General features: G+C 73.2%; 17 protein-coding genes. 1 reads left to right on the top strand and 16 read right to left on the bottom strand.

Going from position 1 to position 20,223, the window contains the following annotated elements:
• Window positions 1-9 precede the first annotated feature (9 nt).
• The 4 genes from AB0302_RS00375 to AB0302_RS00360 form a co-directional block, all read right to left on the bottom strand.
• Window positions 10-1,629, bottom strand: coding sequence for a DASS family sodium-coupled anion symporter (locus AB0302_RS00375; RefSeq protein ID WP_366370192.1), 1,620 nt, complete (start codon window positions 1,627-1,629; stop codon window positions 10-12).
• A 129-nt stretch (window positions 1,630-1,758) separates the two neighbouring features.
• Complete coding sequence (locus AB0302_RS00370; protein ID WP_366370191.1) at window positions 1,759-3,855, bottom strand: ATP-dependent DNA helicase; 2,097 nt, start codon at window positions 3,853-3,855, stop codon at window positions 1,759-1,761.
• A complete protein-coding gene (gene hflX / locus AB0302_RS00365; RefSeq protein WP_298712756.1) occupies window positions 3,852-5,465 on the bottom strand; it encodes a GTPase HflX in 1,614 nt (537 codons plus the stop codon). The genes AB0302_RS00370 and hflX overlap by 4 nt, the downstream gene beginning before the upstream one ends.
• A gap of 65 nt (window positions 5,466-5,530) precedes the next feature.
• Window positions 5,531-5,854: a GNAT family N-acetyltransferase gene (locus tag AB0302_RS00360; protein ID WP_366370190.1), complete on the bottom strand. Its 324-nt coding sequence runs from the start codon at window positions 5,852-5,854 to the stop codon at window positions 5,531-5,533.
• A 293-nt stretch (window positions 5,855-6,147) separates the two neighbouring features.
• Here AB0302_RS00360 and AB0302_RS00355 point away from each other — a divergent pair, with 293 nt between their 5' ends.
• Entirely contained in the window at window positions 6,148-6,783 is a 636-nt protein-coding gene (locus AB0302_RS00355) for a methyltransferase (RefSeq protein ID WP_366370189.1), read from the top strand.
• Between the two features lie 33 nt (window positions 6,784-6,816).
• Here the strand turns inward: AB0302_RS00355 and dapF are convergent, their stop codons facing one another.
• The 12 genes from dapF to dapA all read right to left on the bottom strand — a co-directional run bounded on the left by dapF (window position 6,817) and on the right by dapA (window position 20,202).
• The gene (gene dapF, locus AB0302_RS00350; RefSeq protein ID WP_248115242.1) at window positions 6,817-7,758 is read right to left on the bottom strand and encodes a diaminopimelate epimerase; all 942 of its coding nucleotides are present in this window, start codon (window positions 7,756-7,758) and stop codon (window positions 6,817-6,819) included.
• A gap of 10 nt (window positions 7,759-7,768) precedes the next feature.
• Entirely contained in the window at window positions 7,769-8,695 is a 927-nt protein-coding gene (gene miaA, locus AB0302_RS00345) for a tRNA (adenosine(37)-N6)-dimethylallyltransferase MiaA (RefSeq protein WP_366370188.1), read from the bottom strand.
• Window positions 8,696-8,697: 2 nt separating this feature from the next.
• Window positions 8,698-10,227 carry a tRNA (N6-isopentenyl adenosine(37)-C2)-methylthiotransferase MiaB gene (gene miaB / locus AB0302_RS00340; RefSeq protein WP_366370187.1) on the bottom strand — a complete coding sequence of 510 codons (1,530 nt, stop codon included), beginning with the start codon at window positions 10,225-10,227 and terminating at the stop codon, window positions 8,698-8,700.
• Window positions 10,228-10,236: 9 nt separating this feature from the next.
• Window positions 10,237-11,154, bottom strand: a complete 918-nt coding sequence (locus AB0302_RS00335) for a regulatory protein RecX (RefSeq protein WP_366370186.1) — start codon at window positions 11,152-11,154, stop codon at window positions 10,237-10,239.
• Complete coding sequence (recA, locus tag AB0302_RS00330; protein ID WP_248115244.1) at window positions 11,154-12,218, bottom strand: recombinase RecA; 1,065 nt, start codon at window positions 12,216-12,218, stop codon at window positions 11,154-11,156. Before recA ends, AB0302_RS00335 begins: the two co-directional genes overlap by 1 nt.
• A 204-nt stretch (window positions 12,219-12,422) precedes the next feature.
• On the bottom strand, window positions 12,423-12,641 hold the full coding sequence (locus tag AB0302_RS00325) for a DUF3046 domain-containing protein (RefSeq protein WP_248115245.1): 219 nt from the start codon (window positions 12,639-12,641) through the stop codon (window positions 12,423-12,425).
• A 131-nt stretch (window positions 12,642-12,772) separates the two neighbouring features.
• Entirely contained in the window at window positions 12,773-13,183 is a 411-nt protein-coding gene (locus AB0302_RS00320) for a helix-turn-helix transcriptional regulator (protein WP_282442432.1), read from the bottom strand.
• A 129-nt stretch (window positions 13,184-13,312) separates the two neighbouring features.
• Window positions 13,313-13,807, bottom strand: coding sequence for a nicotinamide-nucleotide amidohydrolase family protein (locus AB0302_RS00315; RefSeq protein ID WP_298712737.1), 495 nt, complete (start codon window positions 13,805-13,807; stop codon window positions 13,313-13,315).
• On the bottom strand, window positions 13,804-14,451 hold the full coding sequence (locus AB0302_RS00310) for a CDP-alcohol phosphatidyltransferase family protein (protein WP_366370185.1): 648 nt from the start codon (window positions 14,449-14,451) through the stop codon (window positions 13,804-13,806). The genes AB0302_RS00315 and AB0302_RS00310 overlap by 4 nt, the downstream gene beginning before the upstream one ends.
• On the bottom strand, window positions 14,430-17,534 hold the full coding sequence (locus tag AB0302_RS00305; RefSeq protein WP_366370184.1) for a DNA translocase FtsK 4TM domain-containing protein: 3,105 nt from the start codon (window positions 17,532-17,534) through the stop codon (window positions 14,430-14,432). Before AB0302_RS00305 ends, AB0302_RS00310 begins: the two co-directional genes overlap by 22 nt.
• Window positions 17,535-17,583: 49 nt before the next feature.
• On the bottom strand, window positions 17,584-19,269 hold the full coding sequence (locus tag AB0302_RS00300) for a ribonuclease J (RefSeq protein ID WP_366370183.1): 1,686 nt from the start codon (window positions 19,267-19,269) through the stop codon (window positions 17,584-17,586).
• Between the two features lie 15 nt (window positions 19,270-19,284).
• The gene (dapA, locus tag AB0302_RS00295; RefSeq protein WP_248115250.1) at window positions 19,285-20,202 is read right to left on the bottom strand and encodes a 4-hydroxy-tetrahydrodipicolinate synthase; all 918 of its coding nucleotides are present in this window, start codon (window positions 20,200-20,202) and stop codon (window positions 19,285-19,287) included.
• Between the last annotated feature and the right edge of the window lie 21 nt (window positions 20,203-20,223).

The raw sequence follows: 20,223 nt of genomic DNA, 5'->3' as shown, positions 1-20,223 counted from the left end.
CGCGGACGGTCAGACCAGGCCGAGCCACCGCCAGTACGTCGCGGAGAAGAGCAGGACCATGAGGTAGCCGATCACCGTGATGGGCAGTCCCGCCTTGAGGAACTGCATCGGGGTGAACGCGCCCGTGCCGTACGCGAGCATGTTCTGCGGCGCGGAGACCGGCAGCAGGAAGCCGAAGCAGATCAGGAACTGCATGATCACGACGAACCCGAGGCCGCCCTCCGCGGCGTTCGGGATGGACGCGGCGAAGGCGATGAACACCGGGATCAGGGCGCTCGAGAGCGCGGTGGCCGAGGCGAAGCCCAGGTGGATGAGGATCGTGAAGGCGCCCATGACGGCGATCAGCGCGACGATCGGCAGCTCGGCGAGGCCGAGCGCGGTGAAGGTGCGCTCCGAGAGCCACGCGGCGGCGCCCGTCTTGAGCAGCAGCGAGCCGAGCGAGATGCCCACGGCGAACACCACGAGCGTGCCCCAGTTGACGAGCTTCTCCACGGTCTTCCACGAGAACACGCCGACGCGCGGGAGCAGGAGGAAGGCGACGGCGGCCAGGGTCACGGTGGTCGCATCGACGGGATGCAGGACGCCCTGGGTGGCCCACGCGGTCACCAGGAGGACGGCCACCACCGTCAGGCGCATCTCCTTGCCCGTCATCGGGCCGAGGGCGGCGAGGTCGCGCTGGACGACCTCGCGACCGCCGACCATGCGGTCGGTCTTCGGCTTGATGGCCCAGCGCATCACGAAGTAGAGCACCACGGACATGACGGCGGCCCACGGCGCGCCCCACACGAACCACTCGAGCCACGTGATCTGGCGGCCCATCTGGTCCTGGATGAAGCCGACAGCGACGAGGTTCTGGGCCGCGGAGGTCATGATGCCGATGTTCCAGATGGAGATGGCCTGCGCGGCGGTGATGACGAGCAGGGCGCTGAGCTTCGAGTCGGTCGGCATGCCGAAGACCGCTACGAGGCCCATGAGGATCGGCACCACCGCGCCGGCGCGTGCCGTGGCCGACGGGACGAAGAAGGACAGGATGATCGTGATGACGATCGTGCCGATGAGGATGTTGCTCGTCTTCTCGCCGGCGAACTTCAGCACGAGGAGCGCCACGCGCTTGTGCAGCCCCGTGGCCTGCATGGCGGCGGCGAGCACGAGGGCGCCGGCCACGAGGGCCACCGCGGAGTTGGAGAAGCCGCCCAGCGCGAGCCCCAGGGCGCCTGACGTGCCGAGGGCGGTCTCCGGGTCCGCCATGTCCGGGGCGAATCCGACGAGGAACGCGATCAGCCCGATGATGAGCACGGCGCTGACCGGGTAGGTGACGGCCTCGCTCACCCACATGATGACGGCGAACGCGAGGACCGCGAGCGCCCGCTGTCCGGCGACGGAGAGTCCGAGCTCCTGCAGGCCGGGCATCAGGGCCACCGCGGCCATCGCGGCCATCGCGAGGACGGCCAAGGCCAGCCACACCGGCTTGAGGTTCAGGTGCGCCAGGAAGGAGTCGTGGTGGCGATTCGCCGCGCGCTCGTGCGCCCGGACCACCTCCCGCTCCTCGCGGGCCTGGCCGCCCAGGGAGGCGCGGCGTTCGGCCGTCCTCCGCAGTCGATGGGATCCTGAGGTCCTGCCGGTGGCCATGGCCGCCCGCCTTGCCGCCGCGCGCGGCGGCGTGCTCGCTCCGGAGGGCCGCGGGGCCGGGGCCCTCACCACGATTCTAGGCCTGACGTGGGCTCCTGACGGCCGCTGGTCGGGTGTCCTCGGACGCCCTCAGTCCTCCTCGGCGAGGCGCGCCAGCACGCCCCGCACCACCTGCCGGTCCGTGGTCCGCCAGAAGTCCGGCAGAGCGCTCGTGATGTAGCCGCCGTAGCGCTCGGTGGCCAGACGTGAGTCCAGCACGGCGACGACGCCGCGGTCCCCGACGGCGCGCACGAGGCGGCCGGCGCCCTGGGCCATGCGGACGGCGGCGTGCGTGGCCGACACCTTCATGAACCCGTTGCCGCCGTGCCGGGCGATGTCCCGCGTGCGCGCCTGGGAGAGCGGGTCGTCCGGGCGCGGGAACGGGATCCGGTCGATCACCACGAGGCGCAGCGAGGAGCCCGGCACGTCCACGCCCTGCCACAGGCTCATGGTCCCGAAGAGGGAGGCGTCCCGCTCCTCGGCGAACTGCCGGACGAGTGCGGAGAGGGTGGCATCGCCCTGGCACAGGATCGTCTGCGTCGGGCCCAGCCGGCGGCGCATCTCCGCCGCGGCGTCCTCGGCGGCCCGCCGGGAGGAGAACAGGCCGAGCGTGCCGCCGTTCGAGGCCTTCATGAGCTCCCCGAGCTCGTCGAGGGACTCGGGGGAGGCCGTCCTCCCGGGACGCGGCAGGTGCCGGGCCACGTACAGCACGCCCTGGCGGGGATAGTCGAAGGGGCTGCCGACGTCGAGGGCGGTGTACGCGGGGGCGTCAGGCCCGGCGAGGCCGACGTCACCGGCCACCGAGTCGAACCGCCGCTCCCCCGTGCCCACGGTCAGCGTGGCGGAGGTGAGCACCGTGGTGGCCTTACCGAAGAGCCCCTCACGCAGCTTGCCTGCCACCGAGATGGGGGCCACGTAGAGCTGCGGCGGGTCCTCCTCGTTGCCGGGCTGCCAGCCGACGCCGGGCTCGAAGTGCCCGGGCCGCGTGGCCCACAGGACCTCCGGGAAGTCGGCCTCGGGGCGCGCGGCGAGCATGCGCTCGGTGACCTCGAGGACCTCGACGAGGCGGGAGCGGGCCATCTGGTGGCCGCCGTCGCCGTCGGCCTCCTTGTCCTTGCTCTGGCCGAGGTCTGAGAAGCACTGCCGGGCGGCAGCGAGGACGGCGGCCAGCGCCTGCTCCTGCACCTCGTCCGGGCCGGTGGCGAGCAGCCCCGAGGGGGTGCCCGCGAAGGCGCGGTCCAGGGCAGCACCGGCCTGCACGAGGTCCTCGACCGCCACCGAGGTGTGGCGCCGGACCGAGGTGGCGGCGCCGTGCACGATCGAGCCGGAGAGCTGGCCCGTCACCGCGCCGGTGACGCGGTCCTGCAGCTCGTGCGCCTCGTCCACCACCACGGCGGAGTAGGCGGGGAGCACGGCGAGTCCCTCGAACGCGCTGATCGCGAGCATCGCGTGGTTGGTGACCACCACGTCGGCGTCCGCGGCGTCCGCGCGGGCGTGCTCCGAGAAGCACTCGTCCGCCATGGGGCAGCGGGACGCGCCGAGGCAGTCCACGGCCGAGACCGAGACCTGCCGCCAGGCGCGGTCCGTCACGGGGACCTCGAGGTCGTCGCGGTCGCCCGTCTCCGTCTCGTCCGCCCACGCACGCAGGTACATGACCTCCTTGCCCAGCAGCGACGACGGCCCTGAGGCCCCGTCCGCGGCGGAGCCGATCACGCCGCCGTCGTCGGCCACCGTGAAGAGGGCCTCCTCGCCCTCGTCCCCGGGATACCCGCCGTCCACCTTGTGCCGGCACAGGTAGTTGGAGCGCCCCTTGACGAGCGCGACGACGGGCTCGCGCGGCAGCTCCCCCTTCAGCGCCTCCACGAGGCGCGGGGCGTCCCGCTTCATGATCTGCGCCTGGAGGGCCAGGGTGGCCGTCGCGATCACGACGGGGTCCTCCTGGTCCATGGCGTGCTGCAGCGCCGGGATCAGGTAGGCCAGCGACTTGCCGGTGCCGGTCCCGGCCTGGACCAGCAGGTGCCGCCGCGACTCGAGGGCGCGCGCGACCTGCAGGACCATCTCCTTCTGGCCCGCGCGCTCCTGGCCGCCCGTGGCCTCGACCACGGCGTCCAGGAGCCGCAGCGCCTCCCTCTCCCGATCCGTGCGGGGGGCCGAGACGGCCCCCTCCGCGGCGTCCGCCCCGCTCATGAGGCGTCGGAGTCCACGCGGTGCTCCGCGAGCTCGGCGGCGATGTCCTCGCGCACGAGGACGGTCAGGCGGGTGCCGCCCTCCTCATAGGCCTCGGCGAGGATCTCCGCATCCGCGGAGTGCAGGCGCGAGACCACGTCGCCCCGCGTGAACGGGACGAGCAGCTCGAGGCGCACGCTGGGCCGCGGGATCGTGGCCGCGATGGCCTTCTCCAGCTCGTCGATGCCGGCGCCGGTGCGGGCCGAGACCACGACGGTGTGCGGCTCCTTCGAGCGGATGCGGGCGATGACCACGGGATCCGCCGCGTCCGCCTTGTTCAGCACGATGATCTCCGGGATGCGCTGCGCGTCCACCTCGGCCAGCACGCCGCGCACGGCGGCGATCTGCCCCTCGGGGTCCGGGTGCGCGCCGTCCACGACGTGGAGGATGACGTCCGCGTCCGCGACCTCCTCCAGGGTGGAGCGGAAGGCCTCCACGAGCTGCGTGGGAAGGTTGCGCACGAAGCCCACGGTGTCCGAGAGCGTGTAGCCGATGCCGTCCGGGGTCACGGCCTTGCGGACCGTGGGGTCCAGGGTGGCGAACAGCGCGTTCTCCACGAGCACCCCCGCGTGGGTGAGGCGGTTGAGCAGTGAGGACTTGCCCGCGTTGGTGTAGCCGGCGATGGCCACGGACGGCACCCGATTGCGCCGGCGGTTGGCCCGCTTGGCCTCGCGCGCCGGCTTCATGGCGGAGATGTCCCGGCGCAGCTTGGCCATGCGCGTGCGGATGCGACGGCGGTCCAGCTCGATCTTCGTCTCGCCAGGGCCGCGGGAGCCGATGCCCTCGCCGCCGGCCGCACGGCCGCCGGCCTGGCGCGACATGGACTCGCCCCAGCCGCGCAGGCGAGGCAGGAGGTACTCGAGCTGGGCCAGCTCGACCTGCGCGCGGCCCTCGCGGGACTTCGCGTGCTGCGCGAAGATGTCCAGGATCAGCGCGGTGCGGTCGATGACCTTGACCCGCACCACGTCCTCGAGCGCGCGGCGCTGGGACGGGGCGAGTTCGGAGTCCACCACCACGGTGTCCGCGCCGGAGAGGGCCACGATCTCCGCGAGCTCACGGGCCTTGCCCTTGCCGAGGAACGTGGCCGGGTCCGGGGTCGCGCGGCGCTGGATGACACCGTCCAGCACCTCCGAGCCCGCGGTCTCCGCGAGCGCGGCGAGCTCCTGGAGGGAGTTCTCGGCGTCCTCCGCGGTGCCCTCGGTCCACACGCCCGCCAGGACCACCCGCTCGAGGCGCAGCTGGCGGTACTCGACCTCGGACATGTCCTCGAGCTCCGTGGAGAGCCCGGCCACGCGGCGCAGGGAATGGCGCGCGGCCAGTTCGTCCTGGTCGCCGTCGAACTCGGTGTGCTCGTCCCCGCCCTCGGCGAGCGCGAGCGCGCGGCCCCCGACGACGGACGCCCGATCGCGCGTCTCGGAGGCCTGCTCGGACGCGTCGTCCCCGCCGGACGCGCGGCGAGCGTCGTCGGCGGCGAGGATGCGGTCGATCACGGCCTGGATCTCGTCCTCGGATCCTGCCGCGGCGGGTCCCGGCCCGTTCTGGCCGGCGGTGTTCTGGTGCTCTTCAGTCATGGTCTCCTCTGGGCGCCCGTCGGTGGGGCCCGGTTCGAATCAGCGTAGTGGGTGGGGCGGACGCGCTAGCGGTCCTGTGGAGCTCGGGCGACGTCCTCGCGGGTCCACGCGTCCAGCCGGCCGGTTCCCTCAGGCGGCCGCGCGATCAGCGCCTCCAACGGTGCGGTGGCGATCCCCCTGCCCTCGTGGTCGGGGTGGACGGCGATCGCGTCGATCATGGCGGGGCCGGCCTCCTCGGCGCCCTCCGCGCCGGGCTCGACGTCGAGGATCCCGAGGACCTCACCGCCCGAGCCGACGGCGACCCACCGGGTCGAGGGGAAGGACAGGGCGCGGCAGCGCAGCCAGCTCGGAGTGTCCGGCGGGCGCGCAGGGCGCAGCGTGATGCTCATGGGGATGTCCTGTTCGCGTCAGCGGGGCCCGGGCGCACGGAGGCGACGCCTCAGGGGCGGGATGCGGGGTGTGACGGCGGCCGGAGCGGGGCTCCACGGCGGGCGTCAGGCGAACAGCAGGAACATGAATGACACCCTACCCGGCCCTCACCGCAGCGGGAAGCCTCTCCCCCGTGGGCGAACACCCTCTCCGACATGGCGCCGCAGGCCGCCCCGGCGCCGCCGACCACGCCACGGTCCCCGTGAACGGCGCCGGCCAGGCGAGACGGTCCGCGGCCCACCGCCTGACTACGATGGTCCGCGTGAGTCAGCCAGCCCACTACTTCTCCCCCGACCCCGGGACGCCCGAGCGACGCCGGCGGATCGAGGTCGAGCTCGCGGGCCGGACCGTGGCCGTGCAGACGGCCAACGGGATCTTCTCGCCCGACGGGATCGACAAGGGCACCGCCGCCCTGCTCTCCGTGGTCCCCGTGCCGCCGTCGCACGGCGCCTTCCTCGACGTCGGCGCGGGCTGGGGACCGCTCGCCCTCACGCTCGCACTGCGCTCGCCCGAGGCCCATGTGACCGGCGTCGAGGTGAACGAGCGGTCGATCGGTCTGGCCCGGGAGAACGCGGCCGCCGTGGGCGCCGAGAACGCGGTGTTCCTGCGGCCCGAGGACGTGCCGGCGGACGCGGGCTTCGACCTCATCTGGTCCAACCCGCCCATCCGCGTGGGCAAGGAGGTGCTCCACGAGCTGCTGGAGCGCTGGCTGCCCGCGCTGAACCCGGGCGGCGAGGCGTGGCTCGTGGTGCAGAAGAACCTCGGGGCCGACTCGCTGCAGCCCTGGATCGCCGGGATGCTCGAGGACCGCACCCCGGGGGCGTTCACCGTGCGGCGCGCGGCGACCGTCAAGGGGTTCCGCATCCTGACGGTGACCCGGCAGGCCTGACCCGCGGCCGGAGCGTCGGCCGGCGACCGGGTCTCAGCCGCGCAGCTCGCCGTCGAACACGAGCTCGGCGGCCCCCGCGAGGACGACGTGCTCCTCTCCGTCGGAGGCCAGGACGAAGTCCACCGCCAGCACGCCGCCCGGGACCTCCACGAGCCACGAGTCCGCGCCCTCGGGCCCGGCCCACACGCGCATGGCCGCCGCGGCCGCGCACGCGCCGGTGCCGCACGACTGGGTCTCCCCCACGCCGCGCTCGTGCACGCGCATCCGCACCCGGCCCACGCCCCCCTTGACGAGCGGCTCGTGGGCGGCCACGAACTCCACGTTGGTGCCGTGCGGCGGCTCGGGGTCCACCTCGGGAGCCGTGTGCAGCTCCAGCGCCTCGAGCTCTGCGAACGCCCCGAGCGGGACCACCGTGTGGGGGTTGCCCATCGAGATGCTCAGGCCGGGACGGGCGTCCGTCAGCCCGGTGGCGCGCACCATCGAGTCGGCGGCCGCGTCCTCCGCGAGCTCCGGGTCGATCAGGCTCCAGGGGCCCATGTCGATCGCGTAGCCGTGCTCCATGCGGGTGACGGACTTCGCGCCCGCGCGGGTTCCGATGGTCAGCGCCGAGCCGACGGGCAGGTCCACGAGCTCCTTCTCCACGAGGAAGTGGACGAAGACGCGCACACCGTTGCCGCACATCTCGGCGACCGAGCCGTCCCCGTTGCGGTAGTCCATGAACCACTCGGCCTCGGGAGCCGCCGCCAGCACCTCGCGGCCCTCGGGGAGGTGCGCCGAACGCACGGCGCGGATGACGCCGTCGGCGCCGATCCCCTGGTGGCGGTCCGCGAGCATCGCGACGCGGGAGGGCTCGAGGTGCGCGTTGCCGTCCGGGTCGGCGATCAGCACGAAGTCGTTGCCCGTGCCGTGGCCCTTCGTGAAGGGCAGCGTGGGCGTGGTGTCGACGACGGCGGAGGCGCCGGGCAGGAGGCTCATGCGGGCCAGTCTAGGAGGCGGGCTCGGCGGCGAGCACCGCGAGGGAGCGCTCGAGGACGTCGGGGGCGAGGGCGTCGACCCAGCGCACGCGGGGATCGGCGCGGAACCACGTCTCCTGGCGGCGGGCGAAGCGCCGGGTGGCCACCACGGTGCGCTCGACGGCGTCGCCCAGGCTCGCGGTGCCGTCGAGGACCTCGAGCACGGGCGCGTACCCGATGGCCTGGGAGGCGGTGCGCCCCTCCCGCAGGCCGGCGGCGTCGAGGCGCCGCACCTCCTCGACGAGCCCGGCGTCCACCATGGCCGCGACGCGCGCGGCGATGCGCGCGTGGAGCACGGCGCGGTCGATCCGCAGCCCGAGCTGCACGGCCGGCGCCACGGAATCCTCGTAGCGCCGCCGCGGCATGAACGCCGAGAACGGCCGGCCCGTGATCCGGTGCACCTCGAGGGCGCGCACCAGGCGCCGCTCGTCCGCGACCTTCTCCGCGGAGACCGGGTCGACGGCGGCGAGCTCGGCCCGCAGCGCGGCCTCCCCGCGTGCGGCCAGCTGGGCCTCGACCTCCCCGCGGACCGCCGGATCGGTGGGAGGGAACTCCAGCTCGTCGAGGGCCGCACGGACGTACAGGCCCGACCCGCCGACGAGGATCGGGGGGCGACCCCGCGCCCGGATCTGCGCGAACAGCTCGCGGGCGCGCCGCTGGAAGTCCGCGACGGAGGCCTCCTCGCGCACGTCCAGGACGTCGAGGAGATGGTGCGGGACGCCCTCGCGCTCGGCCTCCGTGACCTTCGCGGTGCCCACGTCCATGCCGCGGTAGAGCTGCAGCGCGTCACCGTTGACGATCTCCCCGTCCAGCCGGTGCGCGAGGGCGACGGCGAGAGCGGACTTGCCGGTCGCCGTCGCCCCCACCACGGCGACGACGGGCGGGCGCGCGGCCGGCATGCTCACCCGCGCGGGCGGATCGTCGGCATGCCGAGGCGCGTCGCCCCGGAGGCGGAGGGGGCCGTCCCGTCCGTCGCGCCCGGGCCGGGGACGCCGCAGGACTCGGCCTGGGCCCGGTCCCACGCGTCGCCGGCGCGCGTGCGGCGCAGGGCGTAGTCCTCGGGGCCCGGATCCGCGATCGCGAAGAACGGGCGCGCCTCGGTGACGGTCACGGTGACGAAGTCGCCCGGGCGGGGCGTCTCGGCGCCCTCGGGCACGGAGAAGTGCACGAGCCGATTGTCCTTCGCGCGTCCGGCGAGGCGGCCGCGCTCGGCCGCCTTCGAGCCGGAGTCGGCGGTGACGAGCAGCTCCTGCCGCGTGCCCGCGAGGGTGGCCATCTCCTCCGCGGAGATGCGGTCCTGCAGCGCGACGAGCCGCTCGAAGCGCTCCTGCACGACGGCCTTGGGCACCTGGTCCTCCATCTCGCCCGCCGGCGTCCCGGGGCGGATGGAGTACTGGAAGGTGAACGCCGAGGCGAAGCGGGAGGCCTCGACCACGCGCATCGTCTCCGCGAAGTCCTCCTCGGTCTCCCCCGGGAAGCCCACGATGATGTCGGTGGTGATGGCCGCGTGCGGGATGCGCTCGCGGACCCGCTCGAGGATGCCGAGGAACCGGGTGGAGCGGTACGAGCGGCGCATGGCCTTGAGGATCCGGTCCGAGCCGGACTGCAGGGGCATGTGCAGCTGGGGCATGACGTTCGGGGTCTCGGCCATCGCGTCGATGACGTCGTCGGTGAAGGCGGCCGGGTGGGGGCTCGTGAAGCGCACGCGCTCGAGGCCCTCGATCTGACCGCACGCGTGCAGCAGCTTCGCGAAGGCGCCGCGGTCGCCGAACTCGACGCCGTAGGAGTTCACGTTCTGGCCGAGGAGGGTGACCTCCACGGCGCCGGCGTCCACGAGCGCCTGCACCTCGGCGAGGATCTCCCCCGGGCGGCGGTCCTTCTCCTTGCCGCGCAGGCTCGGGACGATGCAGAACGTGCACGTGTTGTTGCAGCCCACGGAGATCGAGACCCAGCCGGAGTGCGTGGAGTCGCGCTTGGTGGGCAGCGTGGAGGGGAACACCTCGAGGGACTCGAGGATCTCCATCTCGGCCTCGGCGTTGTGGCGGGAGCGCTCGAGCAGCACGGGCAGGGAGCCGATGTTGTGGGTGCCGAAGACGACGTCCACCCAGGGCGCCTTCGCCTGGATGGTCGCCTGGTCCTTCTGGGCGAGACAGCCGCCGACGGCGATCTGCAGGCCTGGGTGCGCGGCCTTCACGGAGCGGAGGTTGCCGAGGTTGCCGTAGAGGCGGTTGTCCGCGTTCTCGCGGACGGCGCACGTGTTGAACACGACGAGGTCCGGCTGGTGGCCCTCGCCCGCGGGGGCGTAGCCGGTCGACTCCAGGAGGCCGGAGATGCGCTCGGAGTCGTGCACGTTCATCTGGCACCCGAAGGTGCGGACCTCGTAGGTGAGGCCGTCGTGCGGGAGGGCGGGGGCGGGGTCCGTCAGAGTCACCGGACCATTCTAGGAGGCGTCCGCCTCGTGCTCCCCGAGGACCTCCGTGACCACCCCGAACGCGAGTCCGGGGGCGTAGCCCTTCCGACCGAGCATCCCGACGAGGCGGCGCACCGCCTTGTCCCGCTCGGCGCGGTTCTCCGGGGAGTCGGCCGGCGGCACCGTCTTCCCGCGCATCCGGCGGCGGGCGAGCTCGAGGGCGGCGGCGCGCTCGTCCTCCGGCTCGATGGCCTCGAGGGCCTCCTCGGCGACGTCCCGGTCCACGCCCTTCTCGTGCAGCTCCCGGCCGATGGCCCGGCGGGACAGGCCCCGGCCGCGGTGACGACTGCGCACCCACACCTCGGCGAAGGCGGCGTCGTCCACGAGCCGCACCTCCTCGAAGCGGTCGAGCACCTGCTCGATCAGCTCCGGCTCGGCCTCGCGCTCCGCGAGCTTGCGCTCGAGCTGGCCGCGCGAGCGCGGGCCCATCGCGAGCTGCCGCAGCACGACCTCGCGCGCGGCCTCCGCGCGCTCCCGGGGGTCCGCGGGCAGGGGCGCGGGCCCCGGCCGACGACGTCGGCGAGGACGCGCGGCCTCGTCCGACGCCTCGGCGCTGCGGCCCACGACGGACGGCTCAGGCTCCGGAGCGGGCGGGGACGAGGGCGCGGCGGCCTTCGGCGCGCGACGCTTCTTCGTGCCCGGCGCCGTCGTCGGGCCCGGAACCGTCCTCGCGCCGCTGGTCCACGGCAGTGGCGTGACCCCGCCCGTGGTCGGCGCGGGGCTGGGCAGGTCGCTCGCCCGCGTGAGGAGCGCGCTCAGGTCCGCCGGCTCCGGAGGCGCCGGTTCCGCCGGCGAGGCCGCGGCGGGATCCAGCCCGGCCAGGTCGAGCCAGAGCCGGGCCACCTCGGAGTCCCGGGAGTCGTCGAACCCGGCGCCGTGCCCCGACATCAGGCCTTGGTGTCACCCGCCACGGCCGCGAGGACCGGCGCCCCGTCCTCCTCGGCGGCCTCCGGGTCCACGCCGATGCCGAGCTTCGTGAGGATGCGCTGCTCGATCTCGAGGGCCAGGTCCGGGTTGTCCTTGAGGAACCGGCGGGCGTTCTCCTTGCCCTGGCCCAGCTGGTCCCCGTCGTACGTGAACCAGGCGCCGGACTTCTTGACGATGCCCTCCTCGACGCCCATGTCGATCAGCCCACCCTCACGGGAGATGCCCACCCCGTAGAGGATGTCGAACTCGGCCTGCTTGAAGGGCGGGGCCATCTTGTTCTTCACGATCTTGACGCGCGTGCGGTTGCCGACGGGGTTGCCGCCCTCCTTCAGCGTCTCGATGCGGCGCACGTCGATGCGCACGGAGGCGTAGAACTTGAGGGCCTTGCCGCCGGTGGTGGTCTCCGGGGAGCCGAAGAACACGCCGATCTTCTCGCGCAGCTGGTTGATGAAGATAGCGGTGGTCTTGGTCTGGTGCAGGCGGCCGGTGATCTTGCGCAGCGCCTGGGACATCAGGCGGGCCTGGAGACCCACGTGGGAGTCGCCCATCTCACCCTCGATCTCCGCGCGCGGCGTCAGGGCCGCCACGGAGTCGATGACGACGATGTCCAGGGTGCCGGAGGAGACCAGCATGTCCATGATCTCAAGGGCCTGCTCGCCCGTGTCCGGCTGGCTGACCAGCAGCGCGTCCGTGTCCACGCCGAGCTTGCGGGCGTAGGCCGGGTCCAGCGCGTGCTCCGCGTCGATGAACGCCGCGATGCCGCCGTTGCGCTGGGCGTTGGCCACCGCGTGCAGGGCGAGCGTGGTCTTGCCCGAGGACTCCGGGCCATAGATCTCCACCACGCGCCCCCGCGGGAGGCCGCCGATGCCCAGGGCCACGTCCATGGCCACCGAGCCGGTCGGGATGACCTCCACCGGCGCCTGGGTCTGATCGCCCAGGCGCATGACGGAGCCCTTGCCGAACTGCTTGTCGATCTGGGCCAGTGCCGCCTCGAGGGCCTTCTCACGATCCGTCACGTTGCTCATCCTTCACCCCTTGATGTGGTCTGTGCTCGTGCGGGACTCTGCGACGCCCGCCTCGGCCATGTCAGTGACACTACGAGGTGGGGCGGACACGTTAGGCGCGCACCCAGTCTGCTGTGCACGGGCCGGCGGCCCCTGCGGCTGTGCAGGACTCTACCCCATGGATTCGAACACGTGTTCGAAGCGGTGCCCCGACCCGCCGCAGGGTCAGCGCGTCGGCGGCACGTCCCGCCCGAGACGCCGTTCGGCGGGGATGTCGTTCAGCTCGCAGACGGCCCGCCACACGGCCCGCGGATCCACGCCCGCGGACAGCGCCTCCCGCGCCGTGGCGTCCAGTCCCGGCAGGTGCAGGCTGTCCGCCTCGACCGCGGCGCGCGCGGCGCCGAACTCGTCGTCCATCAGTCTCCAGAACTCGCTCACCCGCACGGTGGCCCTCCTCTGCTCGTCACGGACTCCTCCTCGCGGGGGCGCGGCCCCTCGCCCGGGGCCGGCCTCCCCCGCATGCACACGGGCGCCCCGCCGTGATGGCAGGGCGCCCGGAGGCGGAGCGGTGGGGATCAGCGGCCGGCCAGGGAGCCCAGCTCCGCGGCGCCGGCCTCGCCCATGCCCTCGGGCACGGTGTCCGGGATGACCACGCCCTCCTGCTCGGCAAGGCGGTCCGAGACCTCGCGGAGCATGAAGGACAGGGGGACGTCGAGCGCCCCGCAGATGGAGGCCAGCAGCTCGGAGGAGGCCTCCTTCTGGCCGCGCTCCACCTCGGAGAGGTAGCCGAGGGAGACGCGGGCGTCGTGGGAGACCTCGCGGAGCGTGCGGCCCTGCCGCTGGCGCACGTCACGCAGGACGTCGCCGATCTCGTGCCGGAGGACGGGCATTGTGCGCTCCTTGATGTCGGGGGTCTCCGCGCGGGGGCGAGGCTGCTCGCCGACCCAGCGGGTGATGCCGTTGGCATGGACGGGGTGTCGCATCATGTCTATCGCGTGCTCCTGGACTTTCGCTGAGGACGCCGGACGGGGGCCTGATCCCCCACGGCCGTCTTCTTGACTCGTTCCATTCAACCGGCTGGAGGCCGGGTTCATTCCCGCTCGGCCGCACCGCGCTCAGGAACCCCCGCGACGCTCCCCCGCGGTGGCGAGCCGCTCGAGGCACGCGACCACGGTCCCCCGGCGGATCGCGGCCCGGTCGCCCGGCAGGCGCAGCCCCCACGCCTCGGCCTGCTCCACGCCCGCCTCGTCCGTCCACGCCAGCGCGATGAACACGGTCCCCACCGGCTTGCCCTGATGGGGCTCCGGCCCGGCCACGCCGGTGGTCGCCACGCCGACGTCGGCGCCCAGCACCCGGCGCGCACCGCGCGCCATGGCCTCGGCCACCCCGGGATCCACGGCCCCGCGCTCGGCCAGCAACGCCGCCTCGACGCCGAGCACCTCCGCCTTCACGCGGTTCTGGTACGCCACCACACCGCCCTGCAGGACGGCAGAGGCGCCCGGCACGTCCGCGAGGGTGGCGGCCACGAGGCCCGCAGTGAGCGACTCGGCGGTCGCCAGCGTCAGCTCGTCCCGGGCGAAGCGGGCGACCACCTGCGCGGCCGTGCTCATGCGGCGGTCCGGCCCGCGAGCGCGTCCCGGCGGAGCGCGGCGGCGTCGCGGACGTACTCCACGCCGGTGACCACCGTCAGCGCGGTGGCCACGCCGATCACGGTCCAGCCCAGCCACGGCCACCAGCCGCCCACCAGGGCGCCCAGCGGCATGAGCAACAGGCCGATGCCCGCCGCCTGCAGCACGGTCTTCAGCTTGCCGCCGCGGCCGGCCGGCATGACGCCGTACCGGATCACCACGAAGCGCATGAGGGTGATGCCCCATTCGCGCACGAGGATCACGATCGTCACCCACCACCACAGCTCGCCCAGGAGGGAGAAGACCACGAGCGCGGCCCCCGTGAGCAGCTTGTCCGCGATCGGGTCCGCGATCTTCCCGAAGTCCGTGATCAGCCCGCGCGCGCGGGCGATGTCGCCGTCGAGCTTGTCCGTGTACATGGCCGCCGCGAACAGCCCGAAGGCCACCCAGCGCGCCGTGAGCGAGTCCTGGCCCCACGGCCCGCCCGCCCACAGCACCCACACGAAGAAGGGGACCATCAGGATCCGCACGCTCGTGAGGATGTTCGGCAGGTTCCAGGCCGACGGCCGCTCCCCCGCTCGGCCCTCGGCCGTCCGCTCCGTGCTCATCTGCCCGTCAGCTCCCATGCGTCCTCGGATTCCCCCTCGTCCTCCCCATCGTCCCAGGCCTGGGCCTGCGGACGGGAGTCGAGGTCCTCGGCCACCAGGTCACGCGGTGCCGCGGACGACGACGGCGCAGGCGCCGGAGCAGGCCCCGCCGGCGGGGTGTCCCCCGAGATCGCGGCGAGCACCTCGGCCACCTCGTCGGGCTTGACCAGCACGTCGCGCGCCTTCGACCCCTCGGAGGGGCCGACGACGCCGCGGGACTCCATGAGGTCCATGAGGCGGCCGGCCTTCGCGAAGCCCACGCGGAGCTTGCGCTGCAGCATGGAGGTCGAGCCGAACTGGGTGGTCACCACGAGCTCGACCGCCTGCAGGAGCAGGTCCAGATCGTCGCCAATGTCCTCGTCGATGACCTTCTCGGTCTTCTCCGGCACCACGTCGTCCCGGTACTGCACCTGCATCTGGGCCTTCACATGCTCCACGACCGCGTGGATCTCGGACTCGTTCACCCACGCGCCCTGCACGCGCATGGGCTTCGACTTGCCCATGGGCAGGAAGAGCGCGTCGCCCTGGCCCAGGAGCTTCTCGGCGCCGGGCTGGTCGAGCACCACGCGGGAGTCCGTGACGGAGGACGTCGCGAACGCCATGCGGGAGGGCACGTTGGCCTTGATCAGGCCGGTGACGACGTCCACGGAGGGGCGCTGGGTGGCGAGCACCAGGTGGATGCCGGCGGCGCGCGCGAGCTGGGTGATGCGCACGATCGAGTCCTCGACGTCCCGCGGGGCGACCATCATGAGGTCCGCGAGCTCGTCCACGATCACCAGCAGGTACGGGTACGGCCGGAGGACGCGCTTGGAGTCCGGCGGCAGCTTCACCTGCCCCGCGCGCACCGCCTTGTTGAAGTCGTCCACGTGCTTGAAGCCGAACGCCGCGAGGTCGTCGTAGCGGGTGTCCATCTCCTTCACCACCCACTGGAGGGCCTCGGCGGCCTTCTTGGGGTTCGTGATGATGGGCGTCACGAGGTGCGGGACGCCCTCGTAGGCCGTGAGCTCCACGCGCTTGGGGTCGACCATGACCATGCGGACCTCGTCCGGGGTGGCCCGCATGAGGATCGAGGTGATCATCGAGTTCACGAACGAGGACTTGCCCGCGCCGGTGGCGCCGGCGACGAGCATGTGCGGCATCTTCGCGAGGTTGGCCACCACGTAGCCGCCCTCCACGTCCTTGCCGACGCCCATGACCATCGGGTGGTCGGTGCGGTGCGCGGCCTGCGAGCGCAGGACGTCGCCGAGCACCACCACCTCCTTGTCCGGGTTGGGGATCTCGATGCCGATGGCGCGCTTGCCGGGGATGGGGCTGAGGATGCGCACGTCGGAGGAGGCCACCGCGTAGGCGATGTTCTTCTCGAGCGCCGTGACCTTCTCCACCTTGGTGCCGGGGGCGACCTCGACCTCGTAGCGCGTGACGGTGGGGCCGCGGGAGAAGCCGGTGACCTGCGCGTCCACCTTGAACTCGGTGAACGTGGTGGTCAGCGCGGCGACGACGCGGTCGTTGGCCTCGGAGCGCTCCTTCGGCTGCGGGCCAGCGGGCAGCAGGTCCGACTGGGGCAGCGTGTACGCGGCGTCCCCGCCGAGCTCGGCCTGCCGGCCCCGGGCCGGAGCGGCGGTCATGGGCGGCACGGGGGCCGGCGTGCTCACCGCCGGCACCGGGGCAGGCACGGCCGACGCCGACTCCTCCTCGGGCTCGGCCGCCTCCTCCACAGGCTGCGTCGGCTCCTCCGCCTCGCCGTCCGGCGTGGCGGCGTGACGGGCGCGGGCGTGCTCGCGGACCCGCTCGAGGGCCCGGTCGGCGGCGGTGGGGCGCTTGACCCCCGGGGGAAGCACCGGGGCCGCGTCCTCGTCCACCCAGGGGTCGAACGACTCGGCGGTGGCGTCGCCGCGGGCCGCGGGAGCGGCCAGGTGCTCCTCCGCGTCGAACACGCCCTGCTGGCCCCGCGCGGGACGGCGGGGGGCGGGCGCGGCGGCGCGCGGCTCGAGCACGAGCGTGGCGTCCTCCTCCGTGGCCTCCGCGGCCTCCGCGGTCCCGGCGGCGTGGGAGCCGGCCCCGGCCGCGGAGTCCAGGATCACGGGAGAGTCGTAGGCGGCACTCTCGTGGCCGCGTTCGGATGCAGCGTCCCGGCCGCGGTCACGCCGCCCGAAGAGGCGGGCGAACAGGCCCGGGCGGGGACGCGCGGAGTCCTCCGCGGCGTGGCTGCCCACGGCGTCGAGGTAGGACTGGTCGTGGTCGGGGTGGGTGCGCGCGGGCTCCGCGGCCTCCTCCCCGGCGGCGCGCCGCTCACGGCGTGCGTCCCGGCGCTCGGCGCGGCGGGCCGAGGCGCCCTCGGGGTCCTGGCCGGTGAGCCAGTCGTACGCGCCCGTGATCCGTTGCGGGATGGACCCCAGCGGGGTGGCGGTGAGGACGAGCAGGGAGAAGAAGGCGAGGGCGGCCATGAGCACCCACACGGGGACGGCCGTCAGGAGCGAGGCGAGCGGGACGGTCGCGAGGTAGCCGACCATGCCGCCGGCGTGCAGCACGTCCTCGAAGGACTCTGCGGCCGAGGGCAGCCCGCCGGCCAGGTGGGCGAGGCCGCTGCCCGCCACCGTGGCCATGAGCAGGCCGATGATGATGCGGCCGTTGGCGCGCAGCTCCTGGGGCGTGCGGAAGCACCGCACCGCCACCACGAGCAGGGCGAGCGGCAGCAGGAAGGCGAACCATCCCACGGTGCCGCCCACCACGCGGTGGACCACCTCGCCGAAGCCCGGCGTCTCCCGCAGGCCCCACCACTCCACCGCGGCGATGACCGCGGCGACGATCAGCAGGAGCAGGCCCGTGCCGTCCCGGCGTTCGTCGCGCGGGATGCGCACGTCACGGCCGAGCTTGCGGAAGAGCGCGCCCACGGGGGTCGCCACTCCCATCCACGCCGCGCGCAGGGCGCGGACAGGGGCGGGGGGCTGATCGGAGGCAGCGGCGGTCGCGCCCTTCCCGGCGGAGGCCCGGGCGGCGGTGGAGCCGGCTCGGGTCTTCGACGAGGAGGACGACGACCGCGGGGGGGAAGTGCGGGTCGCCATGCCCTCCACGGTACCGTCCGGGGCGGACGCGACAGCGCCCGCAGGCGTGTCAGGCCTCGAGGATCACCGGTACGATCATGGGGCGGCGGCGCAGGCGGCGGTTGACCCACGTGCCCATGGTGCGGCGCACGACCTGTTGCAGCTGCTGCGTGGTGTGCTCCTTCTGGCCCTGCACGGCCTCCTCGATGGCGCGGGCGATCTTCGGCTTGATCTCCTCGAAGACCTTCTCGTCCTCGGCCACGCCGCGGGCGTGCACGTCCGGGCCGGACACGATCGCGCCGCTCTGGCGGTTGACGACGGTGACGATGGAGATGAAGCCCTCCTCGCCCAGCACACGGCGGTCCTTGAGGTCGAGGTCGGAGATCTCGCCCACGGAGGAGCCGTCCACGTAGACGTAGCCGCAGTCGACCTCGCCGACGATCTGCACGCGGCCGTCGGTCATGTCCACCACGGTGCCGTTGGCGGCCAGGATGACGTTCTCCTTCGGCACACCCGTCTTCTCGGCGATGCGGCCGTTGGCGATGAGGTGGCGCGTCTCGCCGTGCACGGGCATGACGTACTCGGGCTCCACGATGTTGTAGCAGTAGAGCAGCTCGCCCTCGGAGGCGTGGCCGGAGACGTGGACCTTGGCCATGCCCTTGTGGACCACCTGCGCGCCGAGCTTCATGAGCCCGTTGATCACACGGAACACGGAGTTCTCGTTGCCCGGGATGAGCGAGGAGGCGAGGACCACGAGGTCCCCCTCCTGCAGCTGCACCTGGTGGTCGCCGTTGGCCATGCGGGACAGCGCGGCCATGGGCTCGCCCTGGGAGCCGGTGACCATGAGGACGACCTCGTCGTCCCGGTACTTGTCGATCTTGCGGATGTCCACGAGGATCCCGTTGGGCACGTTGAGGTAGCCCAGCTTCTGCGCGATCGTCATGTTCCGGATCATCGAGCGGCCGCCGAAGGCGACCTTGCGCTTGTGCTTCGCGGCGGCGTCGAGCACCTGCTGGACGCGGTGCACGTGCGAGGAGAACGAGGCGACGACGATGCGGCGCTCGGCCGTGGCGAAGTAGCGCTCCAGCGTGGGGCCGATCTCCTTCTCCGTGGTGGTGAACCCGGGGACCTCGGCGTTCGTGGAGTCGGTCATGAACAGGTCCACGCCCTCCTCGCCGAGACGGGCGAAGGAGCGCAGGTCCGTGATGCGGCCGTCGAGCGGCAGCTGGTCCATCTTGAAGTCTCCGGTGTGCAGGATGCTGCCTGCGTCCGTGTGGATGGCGACGGCGAGGGCGTCCGGGATGGAGTGGTTCACGGCCACGAACTCGCACTCGAAGGGGCCGTACTCCTCGACGTCCCCCTCCGTCACCGGGACGAGGACCGGCTTGATGCGGTGCTCCTCGAGCTTGGCCTCGATGAGGGCCAGCGTCAGCCTGGAGCCGATCAGCGGGATGTCCTTGCGCAGGCGCAGGAGGTAGGGCACGGCGCCGATGTGGTCCTCATGACCGTGGGTCAGCACGATGCCGACGACGTCGTCGAGGCGGTCCCGGATGTAGTCGAAGTCGGGGAGGATCAGGTCCACGCCCGGCTGGGTCTCCTCGGGGAAGAGCACGCCGCAGTCGACGATCAGGATCTTGCCGTCGATCTCGAAGGTGACCATGTTGCGGCCGACCTCCTCGAGGCCGCCGAGCTGCACGATGCGGCAGGTGTCACGGGCGAGCTTGGGCGGGGTGGACAGGCGGTTGCCTGGAGTCATGTGAGGGAGTCCTTGTCAGAAGGTGATGCCGGCCTCGGCGAGGTCGGCGCGGATGAGGGAGAGCTCGTCGGCGGTCGCCGGGACGAGGGGCAGCCGCACGGCTGCGGAGGGAATGTGGCCCTGGGCGGCGAGCACGGCCTTCGCGGCCACGGCCCCCTGGACGTGGGTCATGATGCCGCGCTGGACGGGGTCCAGGGCGAAGTGGTGCTCGCGGGCGGCGGTCAGGTCTCCGGCCGCCACCGCGTCCACGAGGGCGCGGTACAGGGCGGGGGCCACGTGCGCGGCCACGGAGACGACGCCGACGGCGCCGAGCGCCATGAGCGGCAGGGTCGCGCCGTCGTCGCCGGAGTAGAGGTCCAGGTCCGAGTGCGCGAGGACCGTGGTGGTGGACTGCAGGTCGCCCTTGGCGTCCTTGAGCGCCCGGATGTTCGGGTGCGCCGCGAGCGCGATGAGCGTCTCGGGCTGGATCGGCATCACGGAGCGGCCCGGGATGTCGTAGAGCATGATCGGCAGGTCGACGCCGTCCGCGATGGTCTCGAAGTGTGCGCGGATGCCCGCCTGGTTGGGCTTGTTGTAGTACGGGGTGACCAGCAGCAGGCCGTCCACGCCGGTCTTCGCGGCGAGGCGGGACAGGTGCAGGCTGTGCGCGGTGTCGTTGGTGCCGGTGCCGGCGATGACCGCGGCGCGGTCCCCCACGGCCTCGACCACGGCCCGGAACATGTCCAGGTTCTCCGCGTCGGTGAGCGTGGAGGTCTCCCCCGTCGTGCCGGTGACCACGAGGCCGTCGGCGCCCTGGTCGACGAGGTGGGCGGCGAGCGACTGCGCGGCCGCGAGGTCCACGGCACCGTCCTTGGTCATGGGCGTCACCATGGCCGGGACCACCGTGCCGAAGAGCTTCTCGGTGGGGGCGGTGGTGTGACGGGCGGCGTTCATGCTCTCCAGCCTACCTGCGAG

The sequence above is a fragment of the Micrococcus sp. NPDC078436 genome (assembly GCF_040702705.1).
In the GTDB taxonomy this organism is placed as follows: Bacteria; Actinomycetota; Actinomycetes; order Actinomycetales; family Micrococcaceae; genus Micrococcus.
Note: the sequence above shows the minus strand (reverse complement) of the source record. Positions and strands in the feature narration are given on the sequence as shown.